Source organism: Citrobacter pasteurii (assembly GCF_019047765.1).
Classification (GTDB): domain Bacteria; phylum Pseudomonadota; class Gammaproteobacteria; order Enterobacterales; family Enterobacteriaceae; genus Citrobacter; species Citrobacter pasteurii.
In genome coordinates this window covers 4267741-4289261 of the sequence record NZ_CP077262.1, presented here as the reverse complement: position 1 = coordinate 4289261, position 21521 = coordinate 4267741, and the positions used below count along the sequence as shown (strand labels likewise).

Genomic DNA, 21521 nt, shown 5'->3' with positions numbered 1-21521 from the left:
TAATATAGGGTAACTCCAGCATTATTTAAACTATATATAAAATGTCAGAACGTAAGGTAAGTAAAAAACCATGACCATTGCTCTGGAACTTCAACAACTTAAAAAAACCTATCCCGGTGGCGTTCAGGCGCTACGTGGCATAGATTTGCAAGTCGAAGCGGGTGATTTCTATGCGTTGCTAGGTCCCAATGGCGCGGGGAAGTCCACCACCATCGGTATTATCAGCTCGCTGGTGAATAAAACCTCCGGGCGGGTGAGCGTCTTCGGGTTCGATCTTGATAAAGATACGGTTAACGCCAAGCGTCAGCTTGGGCTGGTGCCACAGGAGTTCAACTTTAACCCGTTTGAAACCGTGCAGCAGATCGTGGTGAATCAGGCGGGATATTACGGCGTTGAGCATAAAGAGGCGGTTAAACGCAGTGAAATTTATCTAAAACAGCTCGACCTGTGGGAAAAACGCAACGAGCGTGCTCGTATGCTTTCCGGCGGGATGAAGCGCCGCCTGATGATTGCTCGCGCGCTGATGCATGAGCCAAAGTTGCTTATCCTCGATGAACCTACTGCCGGTGTTGATATTGAATTACGCCGCTCAATGTGGGGCTTTTTGAAGGATTTAAACGATAAAGGTACGACGATTATTCTTACCACCCACTACCTCGAAGAAGCGGAAATGCTGTGCCGTAATATCGGCATTATTCAGCACGGTGAGCTGGTAGAAAATACCTCGATGAAGAATCTGCTCTCCAAGCTCAAATCTGAGACGTTTATTCTCGATCTGGCGGCGAAAAGTCCGCTACCTAAGCTGGAGGGCTATCAATACCGTCTGGTTGATACCTCAACGCTGGAAGTTGAAGTTCTGCGCGAGCAGGGGGTGAACAGCGTGTTCTCGCAGCTGAGCGCTCAGGGTATTCAGGTATTGAGTATGCGGAACAAGGCGAACCGGCTGGAAGAGCTGTTTGTTTCTCTGGTTCATGAAAAACAAGGAGATCGCGCATGATGCAGCTTTACTGGGTCGCGCTGAAAAGCATCTGGGCGAAAGAGATCCACCGCTTTATGCGTATCTGGGTGCAAACCCTGGTGCCTCCCGTCATCACCATGACGCTCTATTTTATTATCTTTGGTAATTTGATCGGCTCACGGATCGGTGAAATGCATGGCTTTAGCTACATGCAGTTTATCGTGCCGGGGCTGATTATGATGGCGGTGATCACCAACTCGTACGCTAACGTGGCGTCGTCATTCTTCAGCGCCAAGTTTCAACGTAATATTGAAGAGCTGCTGGTCGCACCGGTGCCAACGCACGTGATCATCGCCGGTTTTGTCGGCGGCGGCGTGGCGCGTGGCCTGTGCGTCGGGATCCTGGTCACGGCTATCTCACTGTTCTTCGTGCCGTTCCAGGTGCACTCCTGGGTCTTCGTGGCGCTGACGCTGGCGTTAACGGCGGTGCTGTTTTCGTTGGCCGGTTTGTTGAATGCAGTCTTCGCCAAGACCTTTGACGATATCAGTCTGATCCCAACCTTCGTGCTGACGCCTCTGACCTATCTGGGTGGCGTTTTCTATTCGTTAACGCTGCTGCCGCCGTTCTGGCAGGGACTGTCGCATCTGAACCCGATTGTCTACATGATTAGCGGTTTCCGCTACGGTTTCCTGGGTATTCACGATGTTCCTCTGGTCACCACGTTTGGCGTGCTGGTGGTGTTTATCGCTGCGTTCTATTTGCTGTGCTGGTATCTGATTCAGCGCGGGCGCGGACTGCGCAGCTAACCCCTTTTCCTCTCCCCGAACGGGAGAGGAAACTTTTGATGTTTATCACCCTTACATATTTATCACCCTGATAAACTACTTGCCTGCTAAGGAGGTAGGCGATGCTAGGTTGGGTAATTACCTGTCATGACGATAAGGCACAGGATATGCTGCATCGTCTGGAAAAAAAGCACGGTCCTTTGGTCCAGTGTCAGGCGGTGAGTTTTTGGCGAGGTCTCAGCTCAAACATGCTAAGTCGCATGATGTGCCATGCCCTGCATGCCACAGACTCAGGCGAGGGGGTGATATTCCTGACCGATATGGCCGGGGCTGCGCCTTACCGCGTGGCTTCGTTAATGAGCCATAAACATCCCCAGTGTGAAGTCATTTCCGGTATCAGCTATCCATTACTTGAGCGAATGATTTCGTCGCGGGAATCAATGAGCAGTTCTGCGTTTCGCGATTGCATCGTTGCGCTTGGCGGGCCTGAAGTCTCCAGTCTCTGGCATCAGCAACAAAAAAATCCCCCCTTCGTGTTGAAGCATGATTTGTATGAGTATTAATCATTGGTATTGATGGCGCTTTTGCTACAATAGCCGAGGTTTCTCGCCTCGGTTATCTCATATGGTGATGCGCGTTCTGTTGGTTCTGTTACTCCTGTTCTCCGGTAGCGTTGCTGCGGCGTTGCCTGCTCGTTATATGCAAACCACCGAAGCGGCTGCCGTGTGGGCACTGATTGGCAATAAGATGGTGACGGTCGGGAATATTCGCGCCGGGCAGATCCTCGCCGTTGAGCCCATTGCGGCAGATTATTACGAATTTCCCTTTGGCTTTGGCACTGGATTTATTGATAAGGGGCATCTGGAGCCCGTCCAGGGGCGGCAGAAAGTCGAAGATGGTTTAGGCGACCTCAACAAGCCGCTCAGCAACCAAAGACTGCTAACCTGGAAAGATACGCCGGTTTATAACGCTCCGGATGTCGGTAGCGCCCCGTTTGGCGTGTTGGCGGATAATCTGCGTTATCCCATCATTAGTAAGCTCAAAGACCGACTTAATCAGACCTGGTTTCAGATCCGCATTGGTGGCAGGCTGGCCTATATCAGTGCGCTGGATGCGCAGGAAGACCACGGTATTCCCGTGTTGACCTACCACCATATTCTGCGTGATGAAGAGAATACCCGTTTTCGCCACACCTCCACGACGACCTCAGTGCGTGCGTTCAGTAACCAGATGGCCTGGCTTCAGGATCGCGGCTACACCACGTTGACGATGTATCAACTGGAAGGCTACGTGCAGAATAAAATGAACCTCCCGGCGCGGGCGGTGGTGCTGACCTTTGATGATGGTCTGAAGTCGGTGAGTCGTTATGCTTACCCCATTTTGAAGCAGCACGGCATGAAGGCCACGGCGTTTATTATCTCCTCACGTATCAAGCGCCACCCGCAGAAGTGGGATCCGAAATCGCTGCAGTTTATGAGCCTCTCTGAACTGAATGAGATCCGGGACGTGTTCGACTTCCAGTCGCATACCCATTTTTTACATCGGGTTGATGCGAATCGCCGGCCGATCCTGCTAAGTCGCAGCTATCATAATATTCTTTTCGATTTTGCCCGCTCGCGTCGGGCGTTGTCTCAGTTTAACCCTCACGTCCTGTATCTTTCGTATCCGTTTGGCGGTTATAACGCCACGGCGGTAAAAGCGGCAGGCGACGCGGGATTCCACATGGCAGTTACCACGGTGAGAGGGAAGGTTAAGACGGGAGATAATCCGTTCTTATTGAAACGACTCTATATTTTAAGAACGGATTCACTGGAAACGATGTCGCGGCTGATCAGCAACCAGCCGCAGGGGTAGGGCTATCAGGCAACCTGTACCGGAATGGCTTTAGCGGTACGCTTCATTTCGTTGTCGCCTTCAAAGTAAGCCACTTTCGGGCGCCATGTACGGGCTTCTTCATCAGACATAGTGACAAAGCTGGCGATAATCACAATGTCGCCAACCTCAGCACAATGCGCTGCCGCACCGTTCACCGAGATGATTTTGGAGCCGCGTTCAGCCGCAATCGCATAGGTTGAGAAACGTTTTCCGTTGGTCACGTTCCAGATATCAATAGCTTCATTTTCCAGAATACCGGAGGCATCAAGGAAATCCTGGTCGATGGCGCAGGAGCCTTCATAGTGCAGGTCTGCCTGCGTGATTTTTACACGGTGGAGCTTGCCTTGCAGCATGGTGCGAATCATAACTTCTATACCCTGTCGTTTATCTTGGCTAAGCAGGTGCTACTGACCTGCTTTGAGAATTTTCAGGCAGTATTGCCTGATTTTTAACCCCTGTCTACTGGGCTAATGTAACGCTTTGATTATCGATCAGACGAGCCTGACCCAGCCAGGCGGCAACCAGAATCACTGCGCGTTTACTGCTTTCAGTCAGTTCAAGCAGCGTGTCGGCGTCGCGGATCTGAATGTCGTCGGCGCGGAAGCCTTTTTCATTCAGCTCGTGCTCAGCAATGGCGATAATCTCTTCCAGATCGCGTTCCCCAGCCTGTAATTTTTCGCCAATGCGGCTCATCACTTTGTACAAGCCAGGGGCGACTTTACGCTGCTCTGTCGTGAGATAGCCGTTACGTGAGCTTAGGGCTAAGCCGTCTTTGGCGCGAATAATCGGTACGCCGACGATCTCAATGTCATAACCCATATCCGCAACCATTTTGCGGATCAGCGCCAGTTGCTGGAAATCTTTCTCACCAAAGCAGGCGATATCTGGCTGGATCAGGTTAAACAGCTTGCTGACGATAGTGGAAACACCACGGAAGTGACCCGGACGGCTGGCGCCTTCCAGCATGGTAGACAGTCCCGGAACATCTACATAGGTATGACCTTCCGTGCCCTGCGGGTAGATTTCTTTCTCTGACGGTGCAAAGACGACATCGACTTTACGCTTGTTCAGTTTTTCGCAATCTTCCTGCAGGGTGCGCGGATAGCGCGCCAGGTCTTCCACACGGTCAAACTGCATCGGATTAACGAAAATACTGACGATCACCACATCAGCCTGAGCCTTTGCTTCATCAACCAGCTTCATATGGCCGTCGTGCAGGTTGCCCATTGTCGGAACCAGCGCGACGCGTTTGCCTTCCTGACGCAGACGACGAATGTGCTGGCGCAGCAGCGGCAGAGTTTCAATAATTAACACAACAAGACTCCTTAGATACGATGCCTGATGGTGCTTCGCTTATCAGGCCTACGCGTGAAGTTGTAGGCCGGATAAGGCGCGTAGCGTCGCCATCCGGCGTAATGGCGTGCTGGCAGATAAATTAATGGAAACTGTGTTCTTCACCCGGATAGACGCCGGATTCAACCTCAGCAATATACTGCCGTACTGCGGCGCGCATGTCGCCCGCTTCAGCGAGGAAATTTTTGGCAAATTTAGGGATATGGCCGCCGGTAATGCCAAAGGCATCATGCATGACGAGGATTTGTCCATCAGTGACGTTACCTGCGCCAATACCGATAACCGGAATCGACAACGCATCGGTGACGCGCTTCGCCAGCTCAACCGGAACGCATTCCAGTACCAGCAACTGAGCGCCAGCGGCTTCCAGCGCCAGCGCATCTTCCAGCAGAACGTTGCCGGCATTGCCGCGACCCTGAATTTTATAGCCGCCAAAGATATTTACCGATTGCGGCGTCAATCCCAGGTGGCCGCAAACTGGGACGGCGCGCTCGGTGAGCATTTTCACCGTATCAACCAGCCACGCACCGCCTTCGATCTTGACCATATTGGCACCCGCGCGCATCACAATCGCCGCGTTTGCAAAGGTTTGTTCTGGCGTAGCGTAGGCCATAAACGGGAGATCGGAAAGTAGCAGGCAGTTGGGGGCGCCGCGACGCACTGCGCGGGTGTGGTAGGCGATATCTTCAACGGTGACGGGGAGGGTAGAATCATGGCCCTGAACGGTCATGCCCAGCGAGTCGCCAACCAGCATCACATTGATGCCTTCATCGGCAAATAACTTAGCGAAGCTGTAGTCGTAGGCCGTAATCGTCGCGAAGCGTTTCTTCTCTTGCTTGTATTTTTGCAGCAATGAGATTGTTGTCGGTTTCATAACATTTCCTGATGGTAAAAGTCATATTTAACGGCATTCTAGCAGTCACATTCAGGGGGGCAATTGATTTAAGCAATCGTTTGGCGCGAAAGCTGTAAACGCTAAAGGAGAATAATTATTTTACCAGTGTGCAGGTTTTGCTGCACCGAGCTGGGAGAGGCGTTGATGCAGGCTGGTTCCGTCCGGGAAGATCAGTTCAGGCGCGATTTCAAAAAGTGGCCACAGCATAAAGCCGCGGTTCTTCATGTCGTAGTGCGGCACGGTCAGACGTTCGGTGTTAATCACTTCATCACCAAACAGCATAATATCAAGGTCCAGCGTGCGTGGCCCCCAACGTTCAGCTTTACGTACGCGTCCCTGCTGCAGCTCAATGCGTTGGGTATGATTGAGCAATTCTTCGGGCGCGAGTGCGGTTTCCAGCGCCACTGCGGCGTTCAGGTAGTCTGGCTGATCCTGTGGGCCTAACGGCGGGGTACGGTAAAACGAGGAAACGGCGACGATGCGGCTATCGGGAATGTCGCCGATCGCTTGCACGGCAGCATTAACCTGCTCCAGAGGTGAGGCTAAATTGCTGCCGAGCGCAATATAAGCGAGGGTCACGCGGAACCCTCGCGACGTGGCGCACGTTTGCGCGGACGACGATGGCGGCGGCGTTCCGGTTCTTCGTCGAGTTCGTTCAGCATGCCTTTTTGCTCAGGCGGCGCCGACACCTGGAATTCGCCCCACCACTGCGCCAGACGCTGCAGCTCGGCGTTATTTTCCACTTCGGCACGCAGGGCCAACAAGTCGTAGGCAGCGCGGAATTTTGGATGCTCCATCAGCTTCCAGGCGCGCTTACCCTGACGACGGGACATGCGTAATTGAAGCTGCCAGATATCACGGGTGAGCGACGTCAGGCGTTTTGGGATAGCCAGTGAACGACAGGCTTCATCCAGCACGTCGTTCATTGCCAGCGCGAAGGCGTCGTAATAGGCCAGACCGCTTTCCTGGGCAATTTTTTGCGCGGTTTCCAGTAGCGGATACCAGAACATGGCGGCGAACAAGAACGCCGGGTTAACGCGCATATCATTATTGATGCGGTTATCGGTGTTCTTCAATACCTGGGCAATGATGCGTTCCATCGGGCTGTCACCGTCTTCGGTGAAATAGCGCGTAATGGTTGGGAACAGCGGCTGGAACAGGCTGTACTCACGCAGTTTTTTATAGGTTTCATACCCATAGCCCGCCTGTAACAGTTTGAGCGCTTCTTCAAACAGGCGTGCGGGGGGAATATCATTAAGCAGCGTTGCCAGACGTGGGATCGGCTCTGCGGTTTCCGGGCTGATACGCATGTCGAGCTTGGCGGCAAAGCGCACGGCACGCAGCATACGTACAGGATCTTCGCGGTAGCGCGTTTCCGGATTACCGATCAGGCGGATGACGCCATCTTCGAGATCCTGCATGCCACCGACGTAATCACGCACGGTGAAATCGGCCACGCTGTAATACAGGCTGTTAATCGTGAAGTCGCGACGCTGAGCATCTTCTTCGATGGAGCCGAAGATGTTGTCGCGCAGCAGCATACCGTTTTGCCCGCGTTGTGACGTTGTGCGATCGGACTCACTGCCTTCATGGTGTCCACGAAAGGTCGCAACTTCGATAATTTCCGGGCCAAACATGACATGGGCCAGACGGAATCGGCGCCCAACCAGGCGACAGTTACGAAACAGTTTTCGCACCTGATCTGGCGTTGCATTGGTGGTGACATCAAAATCTTTCGGCTTTTTGCCCAGCAAAAGATCGCGTACGCCACCGCCTACCAGCCATGCCTCGTATCCGGCTTTATTGAGCCTGTACATTACCTTCAGGGCATTTTCACTGATATCTTTGCGGGAGATAGAGTGCTGCTCACGCGGGATTACCGTCATATGCGGACGGGCGACGGCAAGCTCGGCCTCGCGCTCCTCACGGCTTAGCACCTTGCGGCAAAAATTAGCGACTCGGGTAAAAATAGTGCACCTCGGTAGTGTCAAACTTCAGTCAGAACAAGTGTTGCTGTGTAAAAATCGCGGCTAATCATAGCTCAGCATGAGTCATTTGAGAATGCCGGATTTACATTCACTGAACCCGGCACAGTCGTAAGCGTCCAATTTTGCACCGCAGTTTGCAGTAATTCTTCCACACTCAGCGCTTGCCACGGTATTACAGTGTTCTGACCGAGGAAGCGCAACGCGTTGATGAGAACCGGGCGTGGATCGCCTTGCGGCAGGGCAGGCGCATGATTCTGCTTAGAAAGTTTAGCGCCTTGCTCGTTGAGCGCCAACGGCAGATGAATATAGTCCGGTACTTGCCAGCCGAACTGCTGATACAACGAAATTTGGCGTACAGTCGGTTCGATGAGATCCGCGCCGCGTACAATCTCAGTTACCCCCTGGAAATGGTCATCAACCACCACCGCAAGGTTATAAGCAAACAGTCCGTCGCGTCGGTGGATAATAAAGTCTTCCCGTGCAAGCTCTGGGTCGGTGTGAATATTGCCGCGCAACAGGTCGTTAAAGTGTAAAACGGGATGCTGCTGCTTGATGCGTACCGCTGCATTTTCCGGCCCGTGGCGTAACGCACGGCAATGACCGTCGTAAATCCCGCCAATACTCTGAATACGGGCGCGTGTACAGGTACAGTAGTAGCTTAAATCTTGTTGTTGTAACCAGGCCAGTGCCTCACGGTAGGCGTCATGGCGTTGCGACTGCCACATGATTTCGCCATCCCAGTGCAGCCCGTAATGTTCCAGCTGACGCAGAATCGTCTCTGCAGCACCGGGAACTTCACGAGGGGGATCGATATCTTCAATGCGTACCCGCCAGATTCCGCGCTGTGCACGGGCCTGCAGATAACTGCCGAGGGCGGCTACCAGGGAACCAAAATGCAGTTCACCAGAAGGTGAAGGGGCAAAACGGCCAATATAGGGTTTGTCTGTCATGTCGATGGATAATATAAAAGAATAAGGCGGGAGAAACTCCCGCCCAGGTACTGTCGGATGAGCGTAATGCTACCCGGCATGCAACAGTCTACGGGATTAACCCGCCATCTGTTTTTCGCGAATTTCTGCCAGCGTTTTGCAGTCGATGCACAGATCGGCTGTTGGACGGGCTTCCAGACGACGAATACCAATTTCTACGCCGCATGATTCGCAGTAGCCGAAATCTTCGTCTTCTACTTTCTTCAGCGTCTTCTCGATCTTTTTGATCAGTTTGCGCTCACGGTCACGGTTACGCAGCTCAAGGCTGAATTCTTCTTCCTGCGCGGCACGGTCAACCGGATCAGGGAAGTTAGCCGCTTCGTCCTGCATATGAGTCACAGTGCGATCGACTTCATCCCTGAGTTGATTACGCCATGCTTCAAGAATACGCCTGAAGTGCGACAGCTGGGCTTCGTTCATATACTCTTCGCCCGGTTTCTCCTGGTACGGCTCCACCCCAGCGATGGCGAGAATACTCAGGGACGATGTTTTACGGTTTTGCCCTTCTTGCATGTTGCTTCTCCTTAACACGCACTATCGATCCCCATGTTCGGGGGAAAAATCAGGTCGCTATAAATAGCAGATGCTTTTCCGGATAGCAATTATCTATACGTAACACTTGACAACCCTGTGAGGAAAAGCGTATTTGCGCACGCGGCCAGAATACTAATTAACCCGTTGTTTACACCATTACAAGGCAATGGGCAACGGCTCTTTAAGAGTCATACTATGGGCAGAAAGTTCCGCTTTATAAACCAGAATTTCGACCCCCTTTAGCTGTGCTTCGACTAATAACTGCGCATATTTTGCATCGATATGACGCGCGGGTGAAAACCGTGTAATGGCTGAATGTAGTACCGCGAAAAATATGACGGCACGTTTACCTTCAGCCGCTACGCTCATCAATTCCCGAAGATGTTTCTGCCCTCGTTCAGTTATGGCATCGGGAAAATAACCATACTCTTTTTCCGCCAACGTGACTGATTTTACTTCAATATAGCAGTCAGTCCGGGAATCTGCCTGTAACAAAAAATCAATACGGCTGCCTTCTGCGCCGTATTTTACTTCACTTTTCAACACGCTGTAGCCAGAAAGCTCCGCAATGAGCTCATTCTGAATAGCCTCTTTCGTTAAGCGATTGGCCCATAGCGTGTTAACACAAATAAATGCATCGGATGCGGTTTGCGTTAATTCCCAGGTATGTGGATATTTCCGCTTAATATTTTCTGATGTTGAATACCAGACGGTATCCCCAGGGGTTGCGCATCCGGTCATCGCGCCGGTATTTGGGCAGTGTAGCGTCAAGGTTGTGCCATCAGGTGTGATCACATCCGCTAAAAAACGTTTATAGCGCTGAATTAGCGTAGCGCGTTGTAAAGGGGGAGAAAATTGCATGAATAATACCCTTGATTATTTGCTCAGCACCCAGCGTTGCAAGATTGAATAGCGAGTGCGTCCTAGCTCAAATGACGAGGCATAAAGCGCAAACTCCGTAACCGGAAATGACCAGCAAAAACCGGGGGGCGGGATGGCGACTGCATGGCTGGCATCGCGCAAGAGCGTGATATGCGGGTGAAAGGGCTGTGGGTTTTGGTAGCATCCGTTGCGTGCGGCCTGTGCTCGCAGCATATTGGCCAGTTGCAATAACCCGCGTGGCGGCTGGCGCATTCCCAACCATATGACCCGCGAACGCAGCCATTGCCCGGCATCATCCAGTTTGAGCGTAAAACCTGGCTGGCGAATGCGTCCAGCCAGTTGTGATAGCGCCTTCTGTTTCTCGGCACTCACATCCCCTAAAAAAGCCAGCGTCAGGTGCAGATTGTCTGCGGCGACCGGGCGGCCCGCTTCCGGTGGAAATTGTGCGGCTCGCCAGTGGATGAGCTGCTCCCGAACCTCAGCAGGCAATTCAATGGCAAAGAACAGCCGTTTTGGCTCAGACATGATGGATACTCGGTTATGAATTAACGCGATGCTACAATGCAGCGCGAAGAATGTTAACCCTCTGGAGTCATTTGTGACGTCGTTGCCCGTTGCCGCCATAGTGCCTGAACTGCTTACTGCCCTTGATGCTTCACCGCAGGTCCTGCTGACCGCGCCGACCGGTGCCGGGAAATCGACCTGGCTGCCGCTACAGCTTCTGGCGCATCAGGGGATATCGGGGCGCATTATCCTGCTGGAGCCGCGTCGCCTGGCGGCTCGCAATGTGGCACAACGACTGGCGGAGTCGCTGAACGAAAAGCCCGGCGAAACCGTGGGCTATCGCATGCGTGCGCAAAGCTGCGTGGGGCCGCAAACCCGGCTTGAAGTGGTGACGGAGGGCGTCCTGACGCGCATGATCCAGCGCGATCCTGAACTGGCGGGCGTTGGGCTGGTGATCCTCGACGAATTTCACGAGCGCAGCCTGCAGGCGGATCTGGCACTGGCGCTGCTGTTGGACGTACAGCAAGGCCTGCGGGACGATTTAAAGCTGCTGATTATGTCAGCCACACTGGACAACGGGCGTTTGCAGCAGCTGTTGCCTGAAGCGCCTACCCTTGTTTCCGAAGGTCGCGCGTTTCCTGTTGAACGGCGCTACCAGCCGTTGGCGGCGCATCTGCGTTTTGATGAAGCGGTGGCGATAGCGACGGTGGAACTCCTGCGCCACGAAAGCGGGTCGCTGCTACTGTTTTTACCGGGCGTAGGGGAAATCCTGCGCGTGCAGGAACAGCTGGCGTCGCGTGTGGGCGGCGATGCTGTGTTATGTCCGTTATACGGCGCGTTGACGCTGGCTGAGCAGCGTCAGGCGATTTTGCCTGCGCCGCAAGGTAAGCGCAAAGTGGTGCTGGCGACCAATATTGCCGAAACCAGCTTAACGATTGAAGGGATCCGGTTGGTGGTGGACTGCGCCCAGGAGCGCGTGGCGCGTTATGATGCACGCACCGGTTTGACGCGACTGATTACCCAACGTATCAGCCAGGCCTCAATGACCCAGCGTGCCGGACGCGCCGGGCGTCTGGAGCCAGGTATCTGCCTACATTTGCTTGCTAAAGAGCAGGCGGAAAGAGCGGCGACACAGGGCGAGCCTGAGATATTACAGAGCGATCTGTCCGGGCTGCTGATGGAGCTGCTGCAATGGGGATGCACCGATCCCGCACAGTTGAACTGGCTGGATACGCCACCCGCTATCAACCTGCAGGCGGCAACGCGTTTGTTACAGATGCTGGGCGCGCTGGAGGGCGACAGACTCAGCGCCACGGGGCAGAAAATGGCGGCGTTGGGTAACGATCCCCGTTTAGCGGCTATGCTGGTTAGCACCAACAATGACGATGAAGCGGCATCGGCGGCAAAACTGGCAGCAATTCTGGAAGAGCCGCCACGCGGGGGCAGCACCGATTTGGCTGTCGCGTTTTCACGAAATCAGCCCGCCTGGCAGCAGCGCAGCCAACAATTGCTGAAACGGCTTAACGTTCGCAGCGGGCAGCCCGATAGCGCGCTGCTCCCCTCGTTGCTGGCGCAGGCGTTTGCCGATCGGATCGCGCGTCGACGTGGACAAGAAGGACGCTATCAACTGGCCAACGGCATGGGCGCGATGCTGGATGCCGATGACGCCCTGGGACGCCATGAGTGGCTGATAGCGCCGCTGTTACTGCAAGGCAGCGCGTCACCGGATGCGCGTATTTTGTTAGCGTTGCCGCTGGATATTGAAGCGTTGATGCAGACGTGTCCTGAACTGCTGCAACAGTCCGACACCATCGAATGGGATGAAGCCCAGGGAACGTTAAAAGCACTGCGCCGCACGCGGATAGGCCAGTTGACGCTAAAAGTGCAGCCACTGGCCAGGCTCTCGGAAGATGAGTTGCATCAGGCGATGCTGAATGGTATTCGCGATAAAGGGTTAAGTGTGCTCAACTGGACGCCGGAGGGCGAGCAGTTTCGGCTGCGTTTGCAGTGTGCGGCAAACTGGTTACCTGAGTACGACTGGCCTGCGGTAGATGAGGATTCTCTGCTGGCGACGCTGGAGACCTGGCTGCTGCCGCACATGAGCGGTGTGCACTCTTTACGTGCGCTCAAAGCAGTAAATGTGGGCCAGGCATTGCGCGGTTTGCTGGACTGGTCGATGCTGCAACGTCTGGATAGTGAGCTTCCTGCGCATTACACTGTGCCGACGGGAAGCCGGATAGCCATTCGCTATCACGAGGATAACCCTCCGGTATTGGCCGTTCGGATGCAGGAAATGTTTGGCGAAGCGAATACGCCAACCATCGCCGGGGGGCGTGTGCCGTTGGTGCTGGAACTGCTGTCTCCGGCCCAGCGACCGCTGCAGGTAACGAGCGATCTGAGCGCATTCTGGAAAGGATCGTACCGTGAGGTACAAAAAGAGATGAAAGGGCGTTATCCCAAGCACGTCTGGCCGGACGATCCGGCGAATACCGCGCCAACGCGGCGCACCAAAAAGTATTCATAGCTGTATGCGTGGTTGCCTAATGGCGCTGCGCTTATCAGGGCGAACGTAGGCCGGATAAGGCGTTTTACGCCGCCATCCGGCATAAATACAGCTGAAAATTGAGAGATTTCTTCTTCTGTCGCCTGACGGAAGAACAGAGAATCGGGCCTTTGCGCCTGAATGTTGCGGAGAAAAAGCATGGCGGGGAATGACCGCGAGCCAATTGGACGTAAAGGGAAACCCTCACGTCCGGTGAAACAAAAGGTGAGCCGTCGTCAACTCAGAGATGATGAGTATGACGATGATTATGATGATGACTATGAGGATGAAGAACCGATGCCGCGTAAGGGTAAAGGCAAAGGGCGTAAGCCTCGTGGTAAGCGCGGCTGGTTCTGGCTGCTGGTAAAACTGTCGATCGTCTTTTTGGTGCTGATCGCGATATATGGCGTGTATCTGGACCAAAAAATCCGTAGCCGTATCGACGGTAAAGTCTGGCAACTGCCTGCGGCAGTATATGGCCGCATGGTTAACCTTGAGCCAGAAATGCCGATCGGCAAGAACGAGATGGTGAAACTGCTGGAGGCGACACAGTACCGTCAGGTAACGAAAATGACGCGCCCGGGCGAATTCACCGTGCAGGCGAAAAGCATTGAGATGATTCGTCGTCCGTTTGACTTCCCGGACAGTAAAGAAGGGCAGGTGCGCGCGCGTCTGACCTTTGACGGCGATCATCTGGACACCATCGAGAATATGGATAACAACCGCCAGTTCGGTTTCTTCCGTCTCGATCCACGCCTGATTACCATGCTCTCTTCCCCTAACGGTGAGCAGCGCCTGTTCGTTCCACGCAGCGGCTTCCCGGATTTGCTGGTTGATACGCTGCTGGCAACCGAAGACCGTCACTTCTATGAGCATGATGGCGTCAGCCTCTACTCGATTGGTCGTGCGGTGCTGGCTAACCTGACGGCCGGTCGCACGGTGCAGGGGGCGAGTACGCTGACTCAGCAACTGGTGAAAAACCTGTTCCTCTCCAGTGAACGTTCCTACTGGCGTAAGGCCAACGAAGCCTATATGGCGCTGTTGATGGACGCGCGTTACAGCAAAGACCGCATTCTTGAGCTGTACATGAACGAAGTCTATCTCGGTCAAAGCGGCGATAATGAAATTCGCGGCTTCCCGCTGGCGAGCCTGTATTATTTTGGTCGTCCGGTAGAGGAGTTGAGTCTTGACCAGCAGGCGCTGCTGGTGGGAATGGTGAAAGGCGCGTCAATCTACAACCCATGGCGTAATCCGAAGCTGGCGCTGGAGCGTCGTAATCTGGTGCTGCGCCTGCTGCAACAGCAGCAGATTATCGATCAGGATCTGTATGACATGCTGAGTGCGCGCCCGTTAGGCGTGCAGCCGCGTGGCGGGGTGATTTCACCACAGCCAGCGTTTATGCAGATGGTACGCCAGGAGCTACAGGCGAAGCTGGGCGATAAGGTCAAAGATCTCTCCGGTGTGAAAATTTTCACCACCTTTGATTCCGTGGCGCAGGACGCCGCAGAAAAAGCGGCGGTGGAAGGCATTCCTGTGCTGAAGAAACAGCGCAAGCTGAGCGACCTGGAAACCGCGATTGTGGTCGTTGACCGCTTTAGCGGCGAGGTTCGTGCTATGGTCGGCGGCGCAGAGCCGCAGTTTGCGGGCTATAACCGTGCGATGCAGGCGCGTCGTTCGATTGGTTCTCTGGCAAAACCGGCAACCTATCTGACGGCGCTGAGCCAGCCGAAGCTGTATCGCCTGAATACCTGGATCGCCGATGCGCCGATTGCGCTGCGCCAGCCGAACGGCCAGGTGTGGTCACCGCAGAACGATGACCGTCGCTATAGCGAAAGCGGTAAAGTGATGCTGGTGGATGCATTAACGCGTTCAATGAACGTCCCGACCGTCAATCTGGGGATGGCGCTGGGTCTGCCCGCGGTTACCGAGACCTGGACGAAACTGGGCGCCCCGAAAGATCAGCTCAATCCGGTTCCGGCGATGCTGCTGGGGGCGTTGAACCTGACGCCAATTGAAGTGGCGCAGGCGTTCCAGACCATCGCCAGCGGGGGTAATCGTGCGCCATTATCAGCACTGCGTTCGGTGATTGCTGAAGATGGGACCGTGCTGTATCAAAGCTTCCCGCAGGCAGAGCGCGCAGTGCCTGCTCAAGCGGCATATATGACGTTGTGGACCATGCAACAGGTGGTTCAACGCGGTACGGGTCGCCAGCTTGGCGCGAAGTATCCGGGGCTGCATCTGGCAGGGAAAACCGGGACCACCAACAACAATGTGGATACCTGGTTTGCCGGGATCGACGGCAGCCAGGTGACGATTACCTGGGTAGGCCGCGATAACAACCAGCCAACCAAGTTGTACGGTGCCAGCGGCGCAATGTCGATTTATCAGCGTTATCTGGCTAACCAGACACCAACACCGCTGGTGCTGACGCCGCCGGAAGATGTTGTTGATATGGGCGTAGATTACGACGGTAACTTCGTGTGCAGTGGTGGTATGCGTACGCTGCCCGTGTGGACCACCGATCCGGATTCGTTGTGTCAGCAAGGTGAGATGCAGCAGCAATCGGGTAATCCGTTCGATCAATCTTCTCAACAGCCGCAGCAGCAACAGCCTCAACAGCAGCAGCCAGCCCAGCAGGAGAAGAAAGACAGCAATGGTGTAGCAGGTTGGATCAAAGATATGTTTGGTAGTAACTGATATCTGATTTAGCTGTTCTCCCCCGCATCAGCGCTGTGTTAATCACCGCTGGTGTGGGGGAGGCTCCATCCTGCCGTTATTACACATCCCTTTCTGGTCATTTCCCTTTTGAACTCTGATTACGTCTGCTCATAAAATTATTATATTATTTTTTTGTATGTATTTGCTGTTGGTTAATTTCACTCGGTTTTTTGTCGGTTTTTTATTTATTTTTATTTATCAATTGCATATTTAATTCTTGATTATTTTCTTTGTGAATACTTTGATGTTAACTTAATTCAGAATTAAGAAAATATCATTTTTACGCTATTTAATATGAAAAACAAGATGTTAAACCTGTTTTTTTATAGTTTTTATAAATTCATAGGTTAGCTTTTACATATCGTGGCCCGTAGAATTAATGACGCAAGGGAATGCTTTTAATTGAATGAGTTGATAACGATATATTATATATCTGCTGTTGTATGTTACATACAGGTCTACAGCGCATCTCCAGCCCATCTCTATTTCCCTGTTAACTTTTCTTTGTTAATTTTTGTCGACATATGTAAGGAATGCGTTATGTGCAAAAAAATTCTCACCTCGTTGTTTGTCAGCAGCATACTGGCTGGCACCGCAGTTCCTGCGTTAGCTGTTGATACCGGAACCATAACGTTCAATGGGAAGATTCTTCCCGATAGTTGCAAAGTGGATGTAAACGGTACGGCGACAAACGGTACTGTGACGTTTAACAATCTTTCACAAACTGCATTTGGTGCAGATAAGAAAGTGGGAGATTCACAACCTGTTGTAATTACGCTGACTGAATGTGATTCAGCGATTGGTAACCTCAATATCAAATTTGATGGGACACGTATTGCCGGATACGACGATGAAGTCTTGCAGGCGACAGGAACTGCGCAGAACCTCGGGGTACGTATTCTTCCAGAAGGAAGCAGCAACTACGTGAAATTTGATGGCTCAGATCCTGAAGCGGTATTGAACAAGGCTAATGGTGGCAGCGTGGTTTTTAATTATAAAGCTGAGGTTATCCAGGTTGGTAGCACTTTACCAACTACCGGTGATTATACCGCACAAGCGACCTATACTCTGCTTTATCGTTAATCATCATAAACCTGGCCCAGGCAGGGCCAGTATTTCAATGGAATGGAAAGATGAAGCGACTTATCACAGCATTAATACTTATATTAACCTCGGGATTAAATTCGACTCAAGCGGGCGTGGTGGTGGGTGGCACACGAATTATATATCCGGCAAACCAATCTGAAGTTCAGATTGCATTAAAAAACAAAGATAATGATAAACGTTATCTCGTGCAGAGCTGGGTTAGTACTATTGATGACAGTAAAGCGCCATTTATTATGACGCCACCAATTTATAAATTGGACGAAAACCGCCAGACGCTGCTACACGTGGTTTATACCGGAAATAAATCGGCGCTACCTCAGGATCGTGAGTCATTATTTATGGCTAATATCAAATCTGTTTCTGCGATCCCCGAAGAGTTACATGATAAGAACACGCTGCAATTTGCAATTAAGACCAGGTTAAAGCTGTTCTACCGCCCGGTTTCGCTAAAAGAAAGCGAAGCGCAAACAGCCTGGCAATCGTTGCAATTTAACCGCAATCAAAACCAGTTAGTAGTAAAAAACCCAACGCCCTTCTACATCACCTTTGGACAGTTGACGGTTGCGGGGAAAGTGGTTAAGGCTGCATCGGAGCAACATTCCCCCTCGGCATTAACCATGATGGTCGCTCCATTTGGTGAGCAGCGTTTTCCGCTGCCATCTGCAGTAAAAGGGGACGTTATCTGGACCGCTATTAATGATTTTGGCTCCGAAACCGAACAGCGTAAACAGTCGCTGTAAATCAGCTATTGATGAGTTGTGTGGGATATTTATGCCTTCGCATCGTGTTGCCCGGCTTTTTGCTCTCAATACGCTGACATTCGCGATATTGACTGCGAGTGGTTCCGTTTGTGCTGATGATTATTTCAATCTCAGTGTACTTGAAACGGGAACCCCACTTGAGAATACCGGGGCGCTTGAAGCTTTTTTACAGCATAATGGTTTATCCCCCGGACGTTATTTAACGTCGATTGTTTGGGATCAGGATCGCATTGATAAACGAAATTTAAATTACCTCCTTTCAAAAGATAAGAGCAAACTGATTCCGCAATTTACCAAAGCGGAGCTGCGCGAACTGGGCGTTAAAGTTGATACGGTTCCGGCATTAAATAATGTTAACGAAGATACGTTGCTGGGTGATATTAGCGAATATATCTCGGATGGACGCTATGACTTCAGTCCGGAAACACAGGTGCTGCAATTACGTATTCCGCAGATCTACCGCGACCGCAAAATTTCGGGCGAAAGCAATCCCACTTTCTGGGATGACGGCATTCCGGCTCTGTGGACCAGTTACTATATTTCGGGATCGCACCAACAATCCAGAGGTCAAAATAATGCTTCGAACTGGGCAAGTTTGAATTCAGGGATGAATATCGGCCCCTGGCGTTTGCGTAACACCAGCAATTGGGGGAATGACAATGGTTGGCAATCTATTAATACGACGCTTGGACGCGATGTCAAAGCATTGCGTAGCCAGCTTCAGATAGGGCAAACCTACACTAACGGCGAACTGTTCGATAGCGTGCAGATGACGGGCGTTAAGCTGGAGACAGATACCAGTATGCAGCCCAGTGGATTACAGGGCTTTGCCCCGGTCGTTCGTGGGATTGCTAATAGCGATGCCAAAGTCACCATTAAGCAAAACGGTTACACCATCTACCAGACCAACGTCTCGCCTGGCCCGTTTGAAATTCGTGATTTAACGCAGGTGACGGCAGGAGCGGATCTGGAAGTCACCGTGACGGAGGCCGACGGTACAGAGCGCAGCTTTATTCAGGCCAGCTCCTCGGTGCCGATTATGCAACGTGAAGGCGCGCTGAAGTACAGCCTGGCGGCTGGGAAATATCGCGATGTTGATAACGGCGAGGAGCCGGAATTCAGCCAGGCTACGGCAATTTATGGCTTACCTTTCGGAATTACCGCTTACGGCGGTCTGCAGGGCGCGTCGATATATCGCGCCGGACTGGCCGGCATCGGAGCCGATTTACGCGATTTTGGTTCGCTGTCGATGGATCTGACGGCGGCGAGAACCGCGTTTGACGACGAACGCGCGGATGCGAATGGCCAGTCGTGGCGCGCGCAGTACGCAAAAGATTTTCCGTTAACCAATACCACGGTCACGCTGGCCAGCTATCGTTATTCCACCTCCGGGTTTTATACCTTTCAGGAGGCGCTCGATCAGCGTAATAACAGCTACGACGATGACAGCATCTATAGCTATCGCGATAGCTATAACCGTCGCAGCCGCCTGCAACTTAATCTTTCTCAGTCGTTACAGAGCTGGGGATCGGTATACGCCAACGCTTATCAGCAAGATTACTGGGGCATGGATGGTCATGAACGCAGCGTCAGTCTGGGTTACAGTCGCAGTTGGCAGGGCATTAACTGGTCGCTGAATTACAGCATGACAAAAACGCCATCAACCACTAACGATCAGCTGTTTTCTGTTTCAATTAACATCCCTCTTTCGCGGTGGCTGGCGAACGCCTGGGGAACATATAACCTGACGAGTTCCAAAAATGGTAATAGCTCGCATCAGGTCGGTGTCAGCGGAACGCTGCTGGAAAATAACAATTTAAATTACAACCTCCAGCAAACCTACACCGATAACGATGTCGGTTATGGTGCCTATCTCTCTTCCCGGTATCGGACATCGGCTGGCGAGTTCAGCACCAATTACAGTTATCAAAAGGACAGTAAGCAGTGGGGCTATAGCGCGCAGGGTTCCGTTGTCGCACATTCGCAGGGAATCACGCTTGGTCAATCCATACAGGATGCCTTTGCCATTGTGCACATTACCAATGGCGATAATGTAAAAATACAAAATTCTTTGGGGGTTTACACCGATTATTGGGGCAATGCCATTGTGCCGACTTTAACCAATTATCGCCGTAATACTATTACTGTGAATACCCAGGGACGTGACGATATTGATATTAAGGATGCTTCTCTGGATACGACCCCGACAAAAGGGGCTGTCGTGAAAGTTGACTTCACGGCGCGTTCAGGCAAGCGTGCATTACTTACCTTAAAACATGGTCAGAGCGTAGTTCCTTTTGGCGCGGTGTTGAGTATGGACGGTACGACATCGATCGTAGGTGACGACGGTGAAGTGTATGTCACGGGGCTAAAAGGAACACAGCGCATTGAGGCGCAATGGGGAAATACCGCACAAACGAAATGCACGGGTAGCGTAAGCGTGCCTGAGAACGCGGGTGCGGGAATTTTCACTGCTACGGTTAATTGCCAATAACTGAAGATGACTTATAAATATGGAATTTGTCAGATATGAGTAAAAGGAATCAAAATATTTTCAGGGCTATTTTGATCATATTGATTTTAGCGGGAGCGGCAGCTCCTGTTTATGCCACCACATGTACCGGAACCCTCCCGGAAAATAGCGCACTGATCTTTCAACTTCCGGCAAGCATAACGGTGGAGCCTGATACACCAGTTGGTACGATTATTTATGAGGGAAGCATTGAGAGCGGTCAAATTGATATGAATTGCCGGAATAGTGGCAACAAATACAAAGGCTACGTGATGTTAACGGATGCCGATGCCCGCAATGAAGTGCTGGAAGGCGTTTATCAGACTGGCGTGCCAGGTATAGGTATCCGTATGGCGGAAGCGGAAGAACGAATGTCTACCTTTACCTCTGATGATATCGTCACTCCCATGCATTTTTATAGCTATGGTTCGAGCGGATCGAGCACTATTCATACGAAGTACCATGCGTCAATGCAGTTGGTTGTGACGGGCGACGTTGAGGATGGTTATCTTGATACCTCCAGGCTGACGGCAGAAGAGAAGTGGGGTAATGATGTGATTGCTCAGATAGTGGTATCTCCCACCAGTATTCATATCCAGACCAATACCTGTAATCTGGAAGATAAAAATATCTACGTGCCGCTGAAGACGATTAATGTCGATAACTTTGACAGTCAATTTTCAGAAGTACTTACTGACAATAGTTTTAAAATCGAGATTGCTGATTGTCGGGCAGGTACGCAAATCGACTATCAGTTCGACAGTGCTGGTTCAACAGGCGTTACGGATGGCAATATTTTGGCTATCACCAATGGAGACAGCTCTGCCAGTGGTGTCGGTATCCAGATTCTGGACGCGAACAATAATGTGCTGAGTTTTGATCAAACCTATACCGCTGTGAGCAGCACCAGCGCTAACGAAGTGGCAGAAATTCCGCTGAAGGCACGCTATGCCAAAACTGGCAATGTCAAAGCCGGGAAAGTGGACGCCGTAGCTACTTTTGAAGTTTTTTACCGATAATTTCTTGTGGCCCGTTTCGGCGGGTCGCCAGCGTTCTAACATTCCAGCCTAATTTATTAACCCTTTCTTTTCATCTGGTTATTTCTTAACCCCTTAGTT

The 21521-nt window shown here is 52.0% G+C and carries 19 protein-coding genes; 10 read left to right on the top strand and 9 right to left on the bottom strand.

The window, feature by feature from the left end; genetic code table 11:
- The first annotated feature begins 70 nt into the window (after positions 1–70).
- From I6L54_RS20780 to I6L54_RS20765, 4 genes are all read left to right on the top strand, one after another.
- On the top strand, positions 71–997 hold the full coding sequence (locus tag I6L54_RS20780) for an ABC transporter ATP-binding protein (RefSeq protein WP_005124697.1): 927 nt from the start codon (positions 71–73) through the stop codon (positions 995–997).
- Positions 994–1764, top strand: a complete 771-nt coding sequence (locus I6L54_RS20775) for an ABC transporter permease (RefSeq protein WP_005124698.1) — start codon at positions 994–996, stop codon at positions 1762–1764. The genes I6L54_RS20780 and I6L54_RS20775 overlap by 4 nt, the downstream gene beginning before the upstream one ends.
- A 101-nt stretch (positions 1765–1865) precedes the next feature.
- Positions 1866–2306, top strand: coding sequence for a PTS sugar transporter subunit IIA (locus tag I6L54_RS20770; RefSeq protein ID WP_005124701.1), 441 nt, complete (start codon positions 1866–1868; stop codon positions 2304–2306).
- 61 nt (positions 2307–2367) lie between these two features.
- Positions 2368–3597 (top strand): polysaccharide deacetylase family protein, encoded by a 1230-nt coding sequence (locus I6L54_RS20765; RefSeq protein WP_040230008.1) that lies wholly within the window; start codon positions 2368–2370, stop codon positions 3595–3597.
- A gap of 5 nt (positions 3598–3602) precedes the next feature.
- On the opposite strand, the gene panD is transcribed toward I6L54_RS20765, so the two are convergent.
- The 9 genes from panD to thpR all read right to left on the bottom strand — a co-directional run bounded on the left by panD (position 3603) and on the right by thpR (position 10784).
- Entirely contained in the window at positions 3603–3983 is a 381-nt protein-coding gene (panD, locus tag I6L54_RS20760; protein ID WP_005124704.1) for an aspartate 1-decarboxylase, read from the bottom strand.
- Positions 3984–4077: 94 nt separating this feature from the next.
- Entirely contained in the window at positions 4078–4932 is an 855-nt protein-coding gene (gene panC, locus I6L54_RS20755) for a pantoate--beta-alanine ligase (protein ID WP_005124706.1), read from the bottom strand.
- Between the two features lie 121 nt (positions 4933–5053).
- Entirely contained in the window at positions 5054–5845 is a 792-nt protein-coding gene (gene panB, locus I6L54_RS20750; RefSeq protein ID WP_040230009.1) for a 3-methyl-2-oxobutanoate hydroxymethyltransferase, read from the bottom strand.
- Positions 5846–5965: 120 nt separating this feature from the next.
- Complete coding sequence (gene folK / locus I6L54_RS20745) at positions 5966–6445, bottom strand: 2-amino-4-hydroxy-6-hydroxymethyldihydropteridine diphosphokinase (protein WP_005124708.1); 480 nt, start codon at positions 6443–6445, stop codon at positions 5966–5968.
- Entirely contained in the window at positions 6442–7836 is a 1395-nt protein-coding gene (gene pcnB / locus I6L54_RS20740; protein WP_209442480.1) for a polynucleotide adenylyltransferase PcnB, read from the bottom strand. Before pcnB ends, folK begins: the two co-directional genes overlap by 4 nt.
- A 71-nt stretch (positions 7837–7907) precedes the next feature.
- Positions 7908–8804, bottom strand: coding sequence for a tRNA glutamyl-Q(34) synthetase GluQRS (gene gluQRS / locus I6L54_RS20735; protein WP_005124711.1), 897 nt, complete (start codon positions 8802–8804; stop codon positions 7908–7910).
- Positions 8805–8900: 96 nt separating this feature from the next.
- Positions 8901–9356 (bottom strand): RNA polymerase-binding protein DksA, encoded by a 456-nt coding sequence (dksA, locus tag I6L54_RS20730; RefSeq protein ID WP_003829221.1) that lies wholly within the window; start codon positions 9354–9356, stop codon positions 8901–8903.
- Between the two features lie 177 nt (positions 9357–9533).
- On the bottom strand, positions 9534–10238 hold the full coding sequence (gene sfsA, locus I6L54_RS20725) for a DNA/RNA nuclease SfsA (RefSeq protein WP_005124714.1): 705 nt from the start codon (positions 10236–10238) through the stop codon (positions 9534–9536).
- 15 nt (positions 10239–10253) lie between these two features.
- Entirely contained in the window at positions 10254–10784 is a 531-nt protein-coding gene (gene thpR / locus I6L54_RS20720; protein WP_040230013.1) for an RNA 2',3'-cyclic phosphodiesterase, read from the bottom strand.
- A 73-nt stretch (positions 10785–10857) separates the two neighbouring features.
- Here thpR and hrpB point away from each other — a divergent pair, with 73 nt between their 5' ends.
- The 6 genes from hrpB to I6L54_RS20690 all read left to right on the top strand — a co-directional run bounded on the left by hrpB (position 10858) and on the right by I6L54_RS20690 (position 21422).
- Complete coding sequence (gene hrpB / locus I6L54_RS20715; protein WP_040230014.1) at positions 10858–13287, top strand: ATP-dependent helicase HrpB; 2430 nt, start codon at positions 10858–10860, stop codon at positions 13285–13287.
- 177 nt (positions 13288–13464) lie between these two features.
- Positions 13465–16002 carry a bifunctional glycosyl transferase/transpeptidase gene (gene mrcB / locus I6L54_RS20710; protein WP_005124717.1) on the top strand — a complete coding sequence of 846 codons (2538 nt, stop codon included), beginning with the start codon at positions 13465–13467 and terminating at the stop codon, positions 16000–16002.
- Positions 16003–16563: 561 nt separating this feature from the next.
- A complete protein-coding gene (locus tag I6L54_RS20705; RefSeq protein WP_005120612.1) occupies positions 16564–17106 on the top strand; it encodes a fimbrial protein in 543 nt (180 codons plus the stop codon).
- Between the two features lie 50 nt (positions 17107–17156).
- Positions 17157–17870 (top strand): fimbrial biogenesis chaperone, encoded by a 714-nt coding sequence (locus I6L54_RS20700; protein WP_167335585.1) that lies wholly within the window; start codon positions 17157–17159, stop codon positions 17868–17870.
- Between the two features lie 31 nt (positions 17871–17901).
- Positions 17902–20385: a fimbria/pilus outer membrane usher protein gene (locus I6L54_RS20695; protein WP_040230015.1), complete on the top strand. Its 2484-nt coding sequence runs from the start codon at positions 17902–17904 to the stop codon at positions 20383–20385.
- Positions 20386–20420: 35 nt separating this feature from the next.
- On the top strand, positions 20421–21422 hold the full coding sequence (locus I6L54_RS20690; protein ID WP_223237023.1) for a fimbrial protein: 1002 nt from the start codon (positions 20421–20423) through the stop codon (positions 21420–21422).
- Positions 21423–21521 lie beyond the last annotated feature (99 nt).